This is a genomic window from Allobosea sp. CS1GBMeth4 (genome assembly GCF_900185715.1).
GTDB lineage: Bacteria > Pseudomonadota > Alphaproteobacteria > Rhizobiales > Beijerinckiaceae > Allobosea.
Window position 1 is genome coordinate 126,026 of record NZ_FYAS01000030.1, and the last position, 14,696, is coordinate 140,721.

The 14,696-nt window shown below is 69.7% G+C and carries 13 protein-coding genes; 8 read left to right on the forward strand and 5 right to left on the reverse strand.

The window, feature by feature from the left end; all coding sequences use genetic code 11:
- Window positions 1–45 precede the first annotated feature (45 nt).
- A complete protein-coding gene (locus tag CS1GBM4_RS17920; protein ID WP_186420093.1) occupies window positions 46–1,296 on the reverse strand; it encodes a sarcosine oxidase subunit beta family protein in 1,251 nt (416 codons plus the stop codon).
- A gap of 70 nt (window positions 1,297–1,366) precedes the next feature.
- Between CS1GBM4_RS17920 and CS1GBM4_RS17925 the strand changes: the two genes are divergently transcribed.
- The 7 genes from CS1GBM4_RS17925 to CS1GBM4_RS17955 all read left to right on the forward strand — a co-directional run bounded on the left by CS1GBM4_RS17925 (window position 1,367) and on the right by CS1GBM4_RS17955 (window position 8,646).
- Window positions 1,367–2,353 (forward strand): GlxA family transcriptional regulator, encoded by a 987-nt coding sequence (locus tag CS1GBM4_RS17925; protein ID WP_186420094.1) that lies wholly within the window; start codon window positions 1,367–1,369, stop codon window positions 2,351–2,353.
- An 84-nt stretch (window positions 2,354–2,437) separates the two neighbouring features.
- Window positions 2,438–3,259 carry a transporter substrate-binding domain-containing protein gene (locus tag CS1GBM4_RS17930; RefSeq protein ID WP_186420095.1) on the forward strand — a complete coding sequence of 274 codons (822 nt, stop codon included), beginning with the start codon at window positions 2,438–2,440 and terminating at the stop codon, window positions 3,257–3,259.
- A 118-nt stretch (window positions 3,260–3,377) separates the two neighbouring features.
- The gene (locus tag CS1GBM4_RS17935) at window positions 3,378–4,118 is read left to right on the forward strand and encodes an amino acid ABC transporter permease (protein ID WP_244607291.1); all 741 of its coding nucleotides are present in this window, start codon (window positions 3,378–3,380) and stop codon (window positions 4,116–4,118) included.
- A complete protein-coding gene (locus tag CS1GBM4_RS17940; RefSeq protein WP_186420097.1) occupies window positions 4,115–4,966 on the forward strand; it encodes an amino acid ABC transporter permease in 852 nt (283 codons plus the stop codon). The genes CS1GBM4_RS17935 and CS1GBM4_RS17940 overlap by 4 nt, the downstream gene beginning before the upstream one ends.
- On the forward strand, window positions 4,963–5,733 hold the full coding sequence (locus CS1GBM4_RS17945; RefSeq protein ID WP_186420098.1) for an amino acid ABC transporter ATP-binding protein: 771 nt from the start codon (window positions 4,963–4,965) through the stop codon (window positions 5,731–5,733). The genes CS1GBM4_RS17940 and CS1GBM4_RS17945 overlap by 4 nt, the downstream gene beginning before the upstream one ends.
- A 104-nt stretch (window positions 5,734–5,837) precedes the next feature.
- The gene (locus tag CS1GBM4_RS17950; protein ID WP_186420099.1) at window positions 5,838–7,448 is read left to right on the forward strand and encodes an NAD(P)/FAD-dependent oxidoreductase; all 1,611 of its coding nucleotides are present in this window, start codon (window positions 5,838–5,840) and stop codon (window positions 7,446–7,448) included.
- Window positions 7,449–7,458: 10 nt separating this feature from the next.
- Complete coding sequence (locus tag CS1GBM4_RS17955; RefSeq protein ID WP_186420100.1) at window positions 7,459–8,646, forward strand: FAD-binding oxidoreductase; 1,188 nt, start codon at window positions 7,459–7,461, stop codon at window positions 8,644–8,646.
- On the opposite strand, the gene CS1GBM4_RS17960 is transcribed toward CS1GBM4_RS17955, so the two are convergent.
- The 4 genes from CS1GBM4_RS17960 to CS1GBM4_RS17975 all read right to left on the reverse strand — a co-directional run bounded on the left by CS1GBM4_RS17960 (window position 8,604) and on the right by CS1GBM4_RS17975 (window position 14,263).
- Entirely contained in the window at window positions 8,604–9,518 is a 915-nt protein-coding gene (locus CS1GBM4_RS17960) for an amidohydrolase family protein (RefSeq protein ID WP_186420101.1), read from the reverse strand. The genes CS1GBM4_RS17955 and CS1GBM4_RS17960 overlap by 43 nt on opposite strands.
- A complete protein-coding gene (locus CS1GBM4_RS17965) occupies window positions 9,511–10,797 on the reverse strand; it encodes an MFS transporter (RefSeq protein ID WP_186420102.1) in 1,287 nt (428 codons plus the stop codon). Before CS1GBM4_RS17965 ends, CS1GBM4_RS17960 begins: the two co-directional genes overlap by 8 nt.
- 127 nt (window positions 10,798–10,924) lie before the next feature.
- Window positions 10,925–11,827 (reverse strand): AraC family transcriptional regulator, encoded by a 903-nt coding sequence (locus tag CS1GBM4_RS17970; RefSeq protein WP_186420103.1) that lies wholly within the window; start codon window positions 11,825–11,827, stop codon window positions 10,925–10,927.
- A 72-nt stretch (window positions 11,828–11,899) separates the two neighbouring features.
- Complete coding sequence (locus tag CS1GBM4_RS17975) at window positions 11,900–14,263, reverse strand: heavy metal translocating P-type ATPase (RefSeq protein WP_186420104.1); 2,364 nt, start codon at window positions 14,261–14,263, stop codon at window positions 11,900–11,902.
- 166 nt (window positions 14,264–14,429) lie between these two features.
- Between CS1GBM4_RS17975 and CS1GBM4_RS17980 the strand changes: the two genes are divergently transcribed.
- Window positions 14,430–14,639 carry a hypothetical protein gene (locus CS1GBM4_RS17980; RefSeq protein ID WP_186420105.1) on the forward strand — a complete coding sequence of 70 codons (210 nt, stop codon included), beginning with the start codon at window positions 14,430–14,432 and terminating at the stop codon, window positions 14,637–14,639.
- The last annotated feature ends 57 nt before the right edge of the window (window positions 14,640–14,696 follow it).

Genomic DNA, 14,696 nt, shown 5'->3' on the forward strand with positions numbered 1-14,696 from the left:
GGACAAGCCCGACCATGACGGGAAGGGGAAGCGCAGCTTGTCATCTCAATGCAAATTCGGCTGGGCGCCGGCGCCCTTTTCGTCGATCACCCGCCCGGCGGGGAAGCGGTCGAGCCGATAGGCGCTCGCGACGGGATGCGGCTGTCCCGTCGCGATCAGATGGGCGAAGCAGAAACCCGAGGCCGGCGTCGCCTTGAAGCCGCCATAGCACCAGCCGGCATTGAGATAGAGCCCCTCGACCGGCGTCGTATCGATGATCGGCGAGCCGTCCATCGACATGTCCATCACGCCGCCCCAATGGCGCAGCATGCGCACCCGGCCGAGGCCCGGCCACAGCGCCATCGCCGACTCCATCACGTCCTCGATGATCGGCAGGTTGCCGCGCTGGGCGTAGGAATTGTAGCCGTCGATGTCGCCGCCGAAGACGAGGCCGCCCTTGTCGGACTGACTGATGTAGAAATGCCCGGCGCCGAAGGTGACGACGCAGTCGATCAGCGGCTTCAGCCCCTCCGAGACGAAGGCCTGCAGCACATGGGTCTCGATCGGCAGGCGCATTCCCGCCATCGCCGCGACGCGGGAGGAGTTGCCGGCGACCGCCGTGGCGATCTTCTTCGCCCGGATCGGCCCGCGCGAGGTCTCGACGCCGACGGCGCGCCCGCCCGTTATGGTGATGCCGGTGACCTCGCAGTTCTGGATCAGGTCGACGCCGCGGCTGTCGGCGGCGCGCGCATAGCCCCAGGCGACGGCGTCGTGCCTTGCCGTGCCGCCGCGGCGCTGCAGCAGCCCGCCCTGGATCGGGAAGCGGGCATTGTCGAAATCGAGCACGGGCGCCATCGCCCTCACCTGCTCGCGGTCGAGCAGCTCGGCATCGACGCCGGCGAGCCGCATCGCGTTGCCGCGGCGGGCGAAGGCGTCGCGCTGCGCGTCGGAATGGAACAGGTTGACCACGCCGCGCTGGCTGACCATGGCGTTGTAGTTCAGATCCTGCTCCAGCCCTTCCCACAGCTTCATCGAGAGCTCGTAGAACGGGGTATTGCCCGGCAGCAGGTAGTTCGAGCGGATGATCGTGGTGTTGCGGCCGACATTGCCGGAGCCGAGATAACCCTTCTCCAGCACGGCGACGTTGGTGATCCCGTGGCGGCTGGCGAGATAATGCGCCGTCGCCAAGCCATGGCCGCCACCGCCGATGATGACGACGTCGTATTCGGGCCGGGGTGCAGGGTCGCGCCAGGCCGGCGTCCAGCCCTTGTGGCCGCGAAGGGTCTGCGACAGCAGCGAGAAGAGGGAATAGCGCATCGGCGGGTCCGGACGGTCTTGTCACCAGGAGATTGACCGACATAGGCTGCACGACATGCTCGGCAGCGACATGCGATTGTCCATTAGCGACAGCGAGGCCCCGACCCATGTCGGCTTCCTGCTGATCCCCGACTTCGCGCTGCTGCCTTACGCCTCGGCGATCGAACCGCTGCGCGCCGCCAACCGGCTGTCGGGCCGTTCGCTCTATCGCTGGAGCCATATCGCGATCGACGGTGCCGCCGCCTCGGCCTCGAACGGGGTCGCGATCGCGCCCGACGCGACGGTCGGGGCCGAATTGCGGCTCGACTATCTCTTCGTCTGCGCCGGCGGCAATCCGGCGCTCTTCCAGCATCAGCCGACTTTCGCCTGGCTGCGCCAGCTCGCCCGGCGCGGCGTCAGGATCGGCGGCGTCTCGGGCGGCCCCTATCTGCTGGCCCGCGCCAATGTGCTGACCGGCTATCGCTTCACCATCCATTGGGAGCATGCGCCGGCCTTCCTCGAGGAATATCCCGACCTCGACCTGCGCCGCTCGCTCTACGAGATCGACCGCGACCGGCTGACCTGCAGCGGCGGCACCGCGCCGCTCGACATGATGCACGCCATCATCGCCCGCGAGCATGGCAGCGAGCTCGCGCTCGCGGTCAGCGAGTGGTTCCTGCAGACCCATGTCCGCGAAGGCGCGGGTCCGCAGCGCATGCCGTTGCGCGAGCGGCTCGGCATCGCGCACGCGCCGCTGCTGCGGGTCATCGGGCGCATGGAGCAGACCATCGAGACCCCGGAGCCGCGCGAGGAGCTCGCCCGGCTCGCCAATGTCTCCCTGCGCCAGCTCGAGCGCCTCTTCCGCCAGCATCTCGGCCGCTCGCTCGGCGAGCACTACCTCGCATTGCGCCTCGACCGGGCCCGCGATCTCCTGCGCCAGACCAGCCTGTCGATCCTGGAGACCGCGCTCGCCTGCGGCTTCGCCAGCGCCAGTCATTTCTCGCGCAGCTATCGCGAGCGCTTCGGCCATCCGCCGCGGGCCGAGCGACCGCAGCAGCTTCAGCCGGGTCGACGCTGACAGACAAGAAAGCGTCGCACATGGTCAAATCTGCGCGGCGATCCACCGGAAGCTAGGGCTTCAAATAAAAGGGGATCGCCGCCGATGAAACGACTGACCGCTCTGACGCTCGCCTTCGCCGCCACGCTCGCCGCCCTGCCGGCCTTCGCCCAGGACACGCTCGCCAAGATCAAGGAGAAGGGCGTCCTCACCGTCGGCGTCAAGAACGACTACAAGCCCTGGGGCTTCCTCGATCCGTCGGGCAAGATCGTCGGTCTCGAGATCGATCTCGCCCAGGAGGTCGCCAGCAAGATCGGCGTCAAGCTCGAGATGGTGCCGGTGATCGCCGCCAATCGCATCGAGTTCCTGCGCCAGGGCCGCATCGACATGATCCTGGCGACGCTCGGCGACACGGCCGAGCGCCGCAAGCAGATCGGCATGATCGAGCCGAACTACTATGCCGGCGCCACCAATGTGCTCGCGCCCAAGAGCGCTGGCCTGAAGAAGTGGGAAGACCTCAAGGGTCGCAAGGTCTGCGCCGTGCAGGGCGCCTATTACAACCGCCGCGTCTCGCAGGTCTATGCGCCGGAGCTGGTCGTGTTCCCCTCGGTTCCGGACGGGTTGAACGCGCTGCAGGGCAACAACTGCGTCGCCTTCCTGTTCGACGACACGCTGATCGTCTCGACGCTGTCCGGCGGCGACCCGAAATGGGCGAATTACGAGATGCCGCTCACCTCCGAGGACCCGCAGCTCTGGGCGATCGGCGTCCGCCTCGACGATCTCGACGGCGCCTTCGGCAAGCTGCTGAAGGAGATGTCGGCCGACTGGCACAAGAGCGGCAAGCTGCTCGCGCTCGAGACCAAATGGGGCATCAAGCAGAGCCCCTACCTGATCGAGACCAACAGGAAGCTGAAGGGTGGCGCGTAGGCGAGGGCGCGTCATTCTCGGGCTCGCCCCGAGAATCTCATGACCAGAGCTCTCTGGTTTCCGAGATGGTCGGGTCAAGCCCGACCATGACGCACCGAGTGCCCCCGGAATGCCGGACATGATCGCCGCCTTCTTCGAGCGTCTGAACGAGGTTCACGGCCTCAACTTCTCGGTCTTCTACGACGCCTTCGACCGGTCGCGCTTCCTGACCGGGCTGTGGACGACGACGTATATCTGCATCGTCTCGATCCTCGCCTCGCTCGCGATCGGGCTGCTCGGCGTCTGGATCGCCGGCGGCGGCTCCCGGCTCGGCCGGCTCCTGATCCGGTCTTACGTCCAGTTCTTCCGCAACACGCCGCCGCTGGTGCAGCTCTCCTTCTTCTATTTCGCGGTGGGCGGGCTGCTGCCGACCGGCTCCGACGGCTTCGGCGGCCAGGCTCCGCTGGTCAGCGGCACCGGCTGGGCGATCATCGCCTTCTCGCTCTTCGCCGGTGCCTTCAACGTCGAGATCTTTCGGGCCGGGATCGAGGCGGTGCCCGAGACCATGGTCGAGGCGGCTGAATCGCTCGGCTATACCCGCTTCCAGCTCTGGCGCGAGATCGTGCTGCCGCTCGCCTTCCGCATCTGCCTGCCGGCGCTCAACAACAATCTCGTCAACCTGGTGAAGACCACGACGCTCGCCTACGCCATCGGCGTACCGGAATTGCTCTACGCCGCCTCGCAGATCTGGTCCGAGGTCTTCAATGTCCGCGAGATGATGAACGTGCTGCTCGTCACCTATGTGCTGCTCGTCGCGGTGCTGGTCTGGGTGATGCACCGCTGGGAGCGGGCCATGCGCATTCCGGGCTACATGCCATGAGGACCGCCGCCACCGATCTTCCCGTCCTCAAGCCCTTCCGCGCGCCGCCGATCGCGCCGAGCGGGCTCGCCGCGCCGGCCCTGCTCGGCGCCGGCCTCGTCGCCGGCGTCGCCATCGTCTTCGCTGCCTCGCTGGCCGTGGCACAGGCGACAGGCCCCGCCATGCGCGACGGGGCCGTCACCATCCTGCTGCGCTGGCTGCCGCTGATCTTCCAGGGCTTCCTGTTCAATCTGCTGATCAGCGTGCTGTCCATGGCGCTCGGCACCGCCGTGGGCGTGCTATTCGGCATCGGCCAGGTCTCGCCCTCGGCGGCGCTGCGCCAGCCGGCCTGGGCGGCGACGCAGTTCTTCCGCAACGCGCCCTGGCTTGTGCTGCTGTTCTACGCGATGTTCCTTCTGCCCTTCGAGATCAGCCTCGGGCCGGTCGCCATCGCCTTCCCGGCCTGGGTCAAGGCGATCATCGGCCTGGCGCTGCCGGTCGCGGCCAATGTCTCGGAGATCGTGCGCGGCGGCATCCGCTCGATCCCGTCCGGCCAGTGGGAATCGGCCGAGGCGCTCGCCTTCAGCCGCCGCCAGACGATGTGGATGATCATCCTGCCGCAGGCGGTCAAGCGCATGCTGCCGCCCTGGATGAACCTCTACGCCATCCTGACCATGGCGACGACGCTGATCTCGGTCGTCGGCATCCAGGACGGGCTGACGGTGACGCGGGCCGCCCTCGTGGCCGAGAGCCGGCCCGAGCTGATGCTGCCGATGTACCTGCTGCTGCTGCTGATGTTCTTCGCCTATTGCTACCCGATCGCACGCCTCACCATGGCGCTCGAACGCCGATTCCACGTGAAGGGATGACCATGGCCGACAAGGACATCGCCAGACATCGGCTCGGCGAGCCTGTCGTCGTGGTCGAGGGCGTCGAGAAGGCCTTCGGCGCCTTCGTCGTGCTCAGGGACGTCAACCTCACCGTCCGCCGCGGCGAGACCGTCTGCATCATCGGCCCGTCCGGCTCCGGCAAGTCGACGTTGCTGCGCTGCATCAACGCGCTGGTGCCGATCAGCAAGGGCTCGATCACCGTCGCCGGCCGGCAGGTCAACGACCCCGGCCTCGACAAGCTCGCATTGCGCCGCGACGTCGGGATCGTCTTCCAGCAATACAATCTCTTCCCGCACAAGACCGCGCTGCAGAACGTGATGATGGCGCCGATCCATGTGCTCAAGCAGAAACGCGCCGAGGTCGAGGAGCGGTCCGTGCGCCTGCTCGCCAAGGTCGGGCTGTCGCACAAGCACGACGCCTATCCGGGCGAGCTCTCCGGCGGGCAGCAGCAGCGCGTCGCCATCGCCCGCTCGCTGGCCATGAACCCGAAGGTGATGCTCTTCGACGAGGTCACCGCCGCGCTCGATCCCGAGACCAAGAAGGAGGTGCTCGTCACCATCCGCGATCTCGCTACCGAGGGCATGACCTGCATCCTCGTCACCCATGAGATGGGCTTCGCCCGCGAAGTCGCCGATCACGTCTACTTCACCGATGGCGGGCTCATCGTCGAGCCCCCCCCGCCGGCCGAGTTCTTCGGGGCGCCGCGCGAGGCGCGCACCCGCGCCTTCCTCGAGCAGGTGCTCTGACGCGAGGCGGGAATGTCGCGCCCGGGCGAGACAATGTCGCAAACCGGCCTGCCTCGCCGCCCTGCCGTGCCGAGACTGAGCCCCGCCATCCGAAAGCGCAGCCCATGACCAACCCGGCCCCAGACCCAAGATCCGTCACCGGCAAGCCGCTCACCATCGCCGAGACCGTCGACGTCCTCGTCGTCGGCGCGGGCCCGGCCGGCCTCGCTGCGGCGATCGGCGCGGCGGCGCACGGCTTCGGCGTGCTGCTGGTCGACGAGAACCCGGTCCCGTTCAGGACGATGGGCGACGAGGTGCCGCTGCATTACGGCCAGGGCATGGCGGCCAGCGCCCGCAACCGCAACGCCATGATGGAGGCCTTCGTGGCCTCCGAGCCGCGGATCGCCGAGGCCTTCGAAGCCGGCATCGACGTCCGCCTCGGCACCGCCTGCTGGGCGCTCTATGCCAACGGCCCGGCGCTGGGCTGGCTGCCCGGCCTCGTCGCCGGCCTCGCCGACGAGGAGCGCAGCCTCCTCGTCCAGGCGCGCCACGTCATCCTCGCCTGCGGCCGCCGCGACATGGGTCTCGGCTTTCCCGGCTGGGAGAAGCCCGGTGTGATGGGCGCCACCGCCGCGCTCGGCCTCGCGACGCGCTACGGCGCCATCGGTCCGCGCAAGCTCGTCATCCTCGGCTCGACCACGGAGGCGCTGACGACGGCGCTCGCCCTGCGCGAGGCCGGCGTCACGATCGCCGCCATCGTCGAGCAGGCGTCCGAGCCCGTCGGCGATACGGATCTGCTGGCCGAGCTCCGCGCCGACGGCACCGAGATCCTCGCCGGCCATGTCGTGCGCGAGGCGCTCGGCCGCGATCGCGTCGAGGCGGCAGCGGTCGCGATGCTGGACGCGCAGGGCCGCCCGGCGGGCACGGAACGCGCCATCGCCTGCGACGGCATCGTGCTCGGCGTCGGCACGACGCCGGTCGTCGACCTCATCGATGCCGCCGGCGGCAAGGTCGCGTTCCAGCCCGAGCGCGGCGGTTACGCACCCGTGCTCGATGCGGGCCAGCGCACCAGCCTCGCGAACGTTCATGCCGTCGGCGATTGTGCCGGCCTCTGGGCGGCCAAGACCCGCGACCGCGCCATCGCCGAGGCTGAGGCCGCCCGCGCCGTCGCGGCGCTCGGCCTGGATGCGGCGGGGGACATGGCCGCCGCGCCGCCGGCGCCGGAGTACGACGTCTCGGCCTATCGTCTCGCCTGGGTGCGGGCGAGCGTGATCGAAGCCCGCGCCGAATGCCATGTCTGCCAATGCGAGGAGGTGACGGCGCGCGAGATCCTCGAAATCCGCCCGCCGCGCTATCTCGACTGGCGGGACGAGCGCCGCAACGACCGTTCGCTCGCGGCGCTGCTCGGCGAGGGCCCGCCCAATCCGGACCAGGTCAAGCGTCTGACCCGTGCCGGCATGGGGCCCTGCCAGGGCCGGCGCTGCCGCGAGCAGGTCGCCGCCCTGCTCGCGCTCGGCGCGGCGCAGCCTCTGTCGGCGATCCCCCTCGCCGGCTATCGCGCCCCGGTCAGGCCGCTGCCGCTGGCGCTGACGGCCGATGTGCCGGAGGCGCCCGGCCAGGTCGAGCATTGGGACACCTGGTTCGGCATGCATGCGCAATGGCGCCCGTTCTGGGAGGTGCCGGCGCTCTACACCGTCGCGGGCAACGACGCGGCCGGCCCGGTCGCGAGCGAGTGAGACGGCAGCGATGAACGGGATCAAGGGAGCCTCGGTCGTCATCGTCGGTGGCGGCGTCACCGGTCTTTCCGCCGGCTGGTGGCTGGCGCAGGGCGGCGTCGACGTGCTGGTGCTGGAGAAGGGGCTGATCGGCTGGGAGGCCTCCGGCCGCAATGGCGGCGGCTGCTCGCACCACCATTCGCCCCTCTTCGCCGAGGAGCAGCGGCTCTGGCCGATGATGGACGACCTGCTCGGCTACCCGACCGAATTCCGGCCCCAGCGCATCCGCCTCGCCGCGAACGAGCAGCAGATGGCGCTCTATGGCCGCGCGCTGCGCAACGCCGAGCGGCAGGGCTTCCGATCGGAGGTGCTCGACGCCAGGCAGGCGAAGGAGCTCGTGCCGCTGGCGGGCGACACCATCGTCGGCGGCTATCACTACAGGTTCGGCGGCCATGCCAATCCGCACCGCACATTGCAGGGCTATGCCTGGGCGATGCAGGACCATGGCGGGCGCGTCCTGCAGCACACCACCGTCACCGGCTTCCGCAGCGAGGGCGGCCGCGTCATTGCGGTCGAGACCGATCGCGGCGAGGTCGGCTGCGACAGCCTCGTGCTCGCCGCCGGGCCGCAGACCGGCCGGCTCTCCGCCCTGCTCGGGCAGGAGGTGCCGGTGCAGTCCGCCCGCTGCGAGATGATCGTGACCGAGCCGCTGCCGCTGATGCCGCTCGGCGGCGTCGACGGCTGCGGGCTCTATGGCCGCCAGACCCTGCGCGGCAACCTCGCCTATGGCGGCGGCCCGCATGAATGGCTGGCGCTGGGCGAGGAGGGCACGCCCCCCAAGCCGACCACGCCGCTGATGCTGCCGATCGGCAGGCGCCTCGCCGAATTGCTGCCCAAGGCGGCGCATGCCCGCATCATCCGCTCCTGGGCCGGGGTGATCGAGAACACGCCCGATGGCCGGCCGGTGATCGACCGTCTCGACGCGCAGGCCAATGTCGTGGTCGCGACCTTGTCGAGCGTCGGCTTCGGCCTCTCGCCGGCGAGCGGCCGCGCGATCCGCGACCTCGTGGTGGACGGCGCCTGCGGCTTCGCCGACCTCTCCAGCTTCAGGCTCGCACGCTTCGCCGCGCTCGAGCCGGACTGGCGCGAGCGTCAGGGCTGGGCCGCCGCGGCGACTCAGCCCTTGGCCGCGCCGGCCGGCTCCGGCACAAAGCCGTAGAGCCGGTGCGCGTTCTCGGTGAGTACCCGCTCGCGGGCCGCCGGATCGGGCACCCAGTCGGCGAGGAGATCGAGCAGCTCGCCGACATTCATCATCCGCTGCCAATGGGCGACATGCGGCCAGTCGGAGCCCCAGACGCAGCGTTCAGGCGCCGCCTCGTGCAGGAGGCGGACGAAGGGCACCGTGTCGGCATAGGGCGGCCCGTCGACCGTGTTGCGGTAGGCGCCCGAAAGCTTGACCCAGCCCCCGTCGCGCACCAGCGCGAGCAATGTCCGGAAGCCGGGGTCGCCGAGCCCGCGCGAGACCGGAAAATGCCCCCAATGGTCGACGACGAAGGGCACGGGCAGCTTGCCGAGCTTCGGCGCCAGCGGCGCAAGGTCCCTGGCGTCGATGAGGAATTGCAGGTGCCAGCCCATCTCGCGGGCGAGCGCGGCATAGTCCTCCAGCTGCTCGAAGCCGATGCCGCCACCGTAGAGGATGTTGAGGCGCAGGCCGACGACCCCCGCCTCCTTGAGCTCCGCCAGCGCCTTGTCGGGCAGGCCGAGCGGGATCACGGCGATGCCGCGCAACCGGTCGCGATGCGCCCTCAGCGCCTCGACCATCAGGCTGTTGTCCGTGCCGTGCACGCTGACCTGGACCAGGACGCCGTAGCTCATGCCCGTCGCGTCGAGCATGGCGACGTAGCGCTCCAGCGGTGCGGCCGGCGGCGTGTAGCTGCGGTCGACGACGAAGGGATGGGCCGGCGGCACGCCGATGACGTGCGCATGGGTGTCGACGGCCCCGCGCGGCACGGCGAAGCGCGTCGGCCCGCGCGGAGCAGGATCGGGCCCCGGACAGGCCGGGGCACGATCCGGGAGCGAAGCCTCAGGCATCGGCATGCAGCACCTTGCCGCGCGTTTCCGGCAGCGCGTAGGCCGCGAGGAAGAACAGGAGATAGGCGAAGAGCGCGAACAGGCAGATCGCGTTGGCGAGCGAGGTCATCTGCGAGAGGTAGCCGACGAGGAAGGGGAAGAGAGCCCCGACGCCCCGGCCGAAATTATAGCAGAAGCCCTGGCCCGAACCGCGCAGCCTGGTCGGGAACAGCTCCGTCAGGAAAGCTCCCATGCCGGAGAAATAGCCCGAGGCGAAGAAGCCGAGCGGGAAGCCGAGCACCCAGAGCAGCTCGTTCGACAGCGGCAGCTGCGTGTAGGCGAGCACGACCACAATGGCCCCGAGCGAGAAGCTGAGGAACAGGTTGCGGCGGCCATATCTGTCGGCGAACCATGCGCCGACGAGATAGCCGGCGAAGGAACCGACGATCAGCGCCGACAGGTAGCCGGTCGAGCTCACGATCGAGAGCTTGCGCTCGGTCGTCAGGAAGCGCGGCACCCAGAAGGTGATGGCGTAGTAACCACCCTGGCAGCCCGTCGTGACGAGCGAGGCGAGGATGGTCGTCTTCAGGATCGGCCCCTGGAAGATCGCGAGGATCGACGGGCGATCGCCGGTGGCGGCGCCCCTGGCCCGGGTCTGCGCGGCGACTTCCGGCTCCTTCACATAGCTGCGCAGATACAGGACCAGCAGAGCCGGCAGCGCTCCGATCGCGAACATCCAGCGCCAGGCCTGTTCCGCCGGCAGCAGCGAGAACAGCACGGCCTGCGCCAGCACGGCGAGCCCCCAGCCGACGGCCCAGCCCGACTGGACGGAGCCGACCGCGCGGCCCCGGTACTGCGCCCGGATCGTCTCGCCCATCAGCACGGCGCCGGCCGCCCATTCGCCGCCGAAGCCGAGCCCGAGCAGGGCCCTGAAGATCAGGAGCTGGTCGAAATTCTGCGCGAAGGCGCAGAGCAGCGAGAAGAAGGAGAACCACAGGATGGTCAGCTGCAGCGTGCGCACGCGGCCGATGCGGTCGGCGAGATAGCCGGCGCCCCAGCCTCCGACCGCCGAGGCCAGCAGCGTCACGGTGCCGGCGAGGCCGGCCGTGCCCGCGTCGACCTTCCACAGCGTGATGATCGTGCCGATCACCAGCGGGTAGATCATGAAATCCATGCCGTCGAGCGCCCAGCCCGTCGCGCAGGCCCAGAAGGTGCGCTTTTCGGGAACGGTCATGTCCTTGTAGAAGCCGGTGAGGCTGGTGTCCTCGCCCGGCGCGACTGTGCTTTCGGATGTCGCCATTGGTTGCCTCCCTCGCGTCGCCTTCCATGGGCGATCGGCTGGGGCGGAGAGGTCTCTCAGAACAGCGCCGGCCGTCTGCCGGAAAATTCTCCGGCGGGGCGCTCATCTTCGGGGTTTTGTCGAAAAATCACTGGCGCCCGCGCCGCAGGCGGCGATACCGCGCCGGGCTCTCTCCCGTCACCGCCCGAAAGGCGACACCGAAATGCGATTGCGACGAGAAGCCGGCCGCAAGGGCGACCTCGACGATCGGCAGGTCCGAGGTCTCGAGCAGGCGCCGGGCGGCGAGGACCCGCTGCTCGACCACGAAGCGATGCGGCGTCATGCCCGTCGTCCGCTTGAAGCTCCGGATGAAATGGGACGGGCTCATGCCGGCGACCTGCGCCATCGCCGTCAGCGTGATCGGAGCGGCCGGATCGTCCAGCACGAACTCGGCGACGCGCTGGCGCATCGCCTCGTCCAGTCCCGGCAAGTGCCCGGACATCCGCGTCTCCGGTGCGGCATAGCGATCGGACAGATGGAGGGCGAGGGTATAGGCGACCTGTTCGGCCAGGAGGGCGTTGGGCCGGACGCCGCTTTCGCTGGCCTCGACCAGGCGTCTCGCCGACATCTCCAGCATCGGATCCTCGGCGTCCCAGACCTTGTCCATCAGGGCGATCGGACCGGCCGATCCCCGCGCGGCACCCGCCTCCCTGAGCAGGGCCTCGCCCAGATAGAACAGGAGCAGCTTGCCGGACCGGACCTCGGGCACGGCATCGACGACAACGCTGCGCCCGGGCTGCCCGATGCGGAAGCGCCCGGCGCGAACCGGCGCATCGCGCCTGACCCTGCCGTTCTCGATCAGCACGTGACGGCGGACGTCATAGAGCGTGATCGCGACCGTCGGGACCGGCAGCTCTCCGAACTGGTAGAGATGCGGGCCGGTGACCTCGCTCACCGCCGCGGCGAAGCCTGTCGTCGACCACAGGTCGATCAGGGCCGACTGCCTGCGGCCCGTGACCAGTTCGGCGTGGAGAAGCGGGTTCAGCTGCATCGGATCGCGCGGAGCCGGGTGATCGATACCGTTAGCATCGATGACCCGGACCCGCCACCGCGCCCGCGAAGGCTACAGGCGCGCGCTCCGCAGCCTCAGCGAGTTGCCGATGACGCTGACCGAGGACAGCGCCATGGCCGCGGCGGCGATGATCGGCGAGAGCAGGATGCCGAAGGCGGGGTAGAGCACGCCGGCCGCCACCGGTACGCCGGCCGCATTGTAGATGAAGGCGAAGAACAGGTTCTGGCGGATGTTCCTCATCGTCGCGCGGCTGAGCTGCAGCGCCCGCACGATGCCTTGAAGATCCCCTTTCAGGAGCGTGACGCCGGCACTCTCGATCGCCACGTCGGTGCCGGTCCCCATGGCGATCCCGACATCGGCGGCGGCGAGGGCCGGAGCGTCGTTGACGCCGTCGCCGGCCATCGCCACCACGCGGCCCTCGCGGCGCAGCCGCGCGACGATTGCGCTCTTGTCCTCGGGCAGGACCTCCGCCTCGACCTCGGAGATGGCGAGCCTGCGGGCGACCGCCTCGGCGGTCGTCCTGTTGTCGCCGGTCAGCATCACCACCCGGATGCCCTGCGCCGTCAGGGTGCGGACGGCCTCGGGCGTGGTGGCCTTGACCGGGTCGGCGATCGCGAAGAGGCCGGAGAGGACGCCGTCGGTCGCCATGAAGATCACCGTGGCGCCCTCGCCGCGGAGCCGTTCGGCCTCGGCGCTCATGGCGGAGAGGTCGACCCCTGCCTCGGCCATGATGGCGTGGCTGCCCAGGACCAGTCTCCGGCCCTCCACGGTGCCGGTCACGCCCTTGCCGACCGGGCTGTCGAACGCCTGCGCCGTGCCGAGGGTGAGGCCGCGCTCGCGCGCGGCATTGACGACGGCCAGCGCGAGCGGATGCTCGCTGGACCGCTCCAGGGTCGCCGCCAGCCGGAGCAGCTCGGACTCCGCCAGGGCTTCGGCCGGGACGATCGCGGTGACCTTCGGCCGTCCCTCGGTCAGCGTCCCGGTCTTGTCCACCACCAGCGTGTCGACCTTCTCGAAGCGCTCCAGCGCCTCGGCGTTCTTGATCAGCACGCCGAGTCCCGCGCCGCGGCCGACGCCCACCATGATCGACATCGGCGTGGCGAGGCCGAGCGCACAGGGGCAGGCGATGATGAGCACGGCGACCGCCGCGACCAGCGCATGGGCGAGGCGCGGCTCCGGTCCGGCGAGAAACCAGGCGAGGAAGGCGATGATCGCGACCAGGATCACGGCGGGCACGAACCAGCCCGAGACGTCGTCCGCCAGCCGCTGGATCGGCGCACGCGAGCGCTGCGCCTCGGCGACCATGCGCACGATCTGCGCGAGCATGGTGTCGCTCCCGACCTTGGCGGCCTCCATCACGAAGCCGCCGGTCTGGTTCATCGTCCCGCCGATGAGCGCGGCGCCGGGCGCCTTGGTCACCGGCATGGACTCGCCGGTGACCATGGATTCGTCGACGGAGCTGCGTCCTTCCAGAAGCGTGCCGTCGACCGGGACCTTTTCGCCCGGGCGCACCCGCAGCCGGTCGCCGACGGCGACCGCATCGAGTCCGATATCCTCGTCGGTGCCGTCCGGCCTCACCCGCCGCGCTGTCCTGGGTGCGAGATCCAGAAGCGCGCGGATCGCGCCGCCGGTCTGCTCGCGGGCGCGCAGCTCGAGCACCTGGCCGAGCAGGACCAGCACGGTGATGACGGCCGCCGCCTCGAAATAGATCGGAATCGCTCCGTCCGCGCTCCGCAGCGCCTGCGGGAAGATGCCCGGCGCGGCGGTCGCCACCACGCTGTAGAGCCAGGCGACGCCCGTGCCCATGGCGATGAGCGTGAACATGTTGAGCTGGCGGGTCACCAGGGAGCGCCAGCCGCGCGCGAAGAAGGGCCATCCAGCCCACAGCACGACGGGCGTTGCCAGAACGAGCTGGGCCCAGTTCGAACTGCGCGGCCCGAGCCAGCCATGCAGGTTGGTCAGGTGCCCGCCCATCTCCAGCAGGAGGATCGGCAGCGTCAGCACGAGGCCGATGCAGAAGCGGCGCCGCATGTCGCGAAACTCGGCGCTCGGACCTGTGTCCGGCGAAGGCATTTCCGGCTCGAGCGCCATGCCGCAGATCGGGCAGTTTCCAGGCTGCGCCTGGCGGATCCGCGGGTGCATCGGGCAGGTATAGATGGTGCCCTCGGCGACCGGCTGAGCCTTGGGCGGCCCGGGTACGCTCGCCGCATAGGCGGCGGGAGCGGCGTCGAACTTGGCCTTGCATCCGGCCGAGCAGAAATAATGGCTCGCGCCGCCGTGCTCGCTCCGATGCGGCGTCGTCGCCGGATCGACATCCATGCCGCAGACGGGGTCCTTCACCGTTCCGGCCGCGGCCGATTCCCGATGGTGGTGCGGCCCGTGGCCGCTATGGTGCGCGTGCTGCTGATCGGACATCGGCGGGCTCCCGGCGCATGAGCGACATGGGCGTTCCGGAGTGAGCCTGCAGGTTCCAACCATGGCAAGGTCAAGCCCTTGATCGTCGATCGCCAGATCGGCTGCCGGGGATCAAATTGCCGCCGCATATGGCTGGTCGAGTTGGCAGCCCGGAAGGAGGATCGACATGCGCCTTGCTCTCGCAGCCATCGCCCTGGTTCTGACCGGCTGCGGCGGAACCGACCAGCCGCACGCCGTCGCCCGGAACCTGACGATCGGCACCGGCGAATGCTCCAGGCACAAATGGGGGACCGCCCAGATGGCCGAGTGTCTCGACCGCGTGGCCACGCGCCAGACCGCGACCATGTCCGGCGGCAAGGCCGGCGAGAGCAGCTAGGACGGACGGCCGGTGACGGCCGGGCCGATGCGTCCCGACCGGCCGGAATGCGAAAGG

Excerpts from the sequence above, each read along its gene's own strand:
- CS1GBM4_RS17920 (WP_186420093.1), bottom strand. The coding sequence starts at position 1,296 with ATGCGCTATTCCCTCTTCTCGCTGCTGTCGCAGACCCTTCGCGGCCAC.
- CS1GBM4_RS17925 (WP_186420094.1), top strand. The coding sequence starts at position 1,367 with ATGCGATTGTCCATTAGCGACAGCGAGGCCCCGACCCATGTCGGCTTC.
- CS1GBM4_RS17930 (WP_186420095.1), top strand. The coding sequence starts at position 2,438 with ATGAAACGACTGACCGCTCTGACGCTCGCCTTCGCCGCCACGCTCGCC.
- CS1GBM4_RS17935 (WP_244607291.1), top strand. The coding sequence starts at position 3,378 with ATGATCGCCGCCTTCTTCGAGCGTCTGAACGAGGTTCACGGCCTCAAC.
- CS1GBM4_RS17940 (WP_186420097.1), top strand. The coding sequence starts at position 4,115 with ATGAGGACCGCCGCCACCGATCTTCCCGTCCTCAAGCCCTTCCGCGCG.
- CS1GBM4_RS17945 (WP_186420098.1), top strand. The coding sequence starts at position 4,963 with ATGACCATGGCCGACAAGGACATCGCCAGACATCGGCTCGGCGAGCCT.
- CS1GBM4_RS17950 (WP_186420099.1), top strand. The coding sequence starts at position 5,838 with ATGACCAACCCGGCCCCAGACCCAAGATCCGTCACCGGCAAGCCGCTC.
- CS1GBM4_RS17955 (WP_186420100.1), top strand. The coding sequence starts at position 7,459 with ATGAACGGGATCAAGGGAGCCTCGGTCGTCATCGTCGGTGGCGGCGTC.
- CS1GBM4_RS17960 (WP_186420101.1), bottom strand. The coding sequence starts at position 9,518 with ATGCCTGAGGCTTCGCTCCCGGATCGTGCCCCGGCCTGTCCGGGGCCC.
- CS1GBM4_RS17965 (WP_186420102.1), bottom strand. The coding sequence starts at position 10,797 with ATGGCGACATCCGAAAGCACAGTCGCGCCGGGCGAGGACACCAGCCTC.
- CS1GBM4_RS17970 (WP_186420103.1), bottom strand. The coding sequence starts at position 11,827 with ATGCAGCTGAACCCGCTTCTCCACGCCGAACTGGTCACGGGCCGCAGG.
- CS1GBM4_RS17975 (WP_186420104.1), bottom strand. The coding sequence starts at position 14,263 with ATGTCCGATCAGCAGCACGCGCACCATAGCGGCCACGGGCCGCACCAC.
- CS1GBM4_RS17980 (WP_186420105.1), top strand. The coding sequence starts at position 14,430 with ATGCGCCTTGCTCTCGCAGCCATCGCCCTGGTTCTGACCGGCTGCGGC.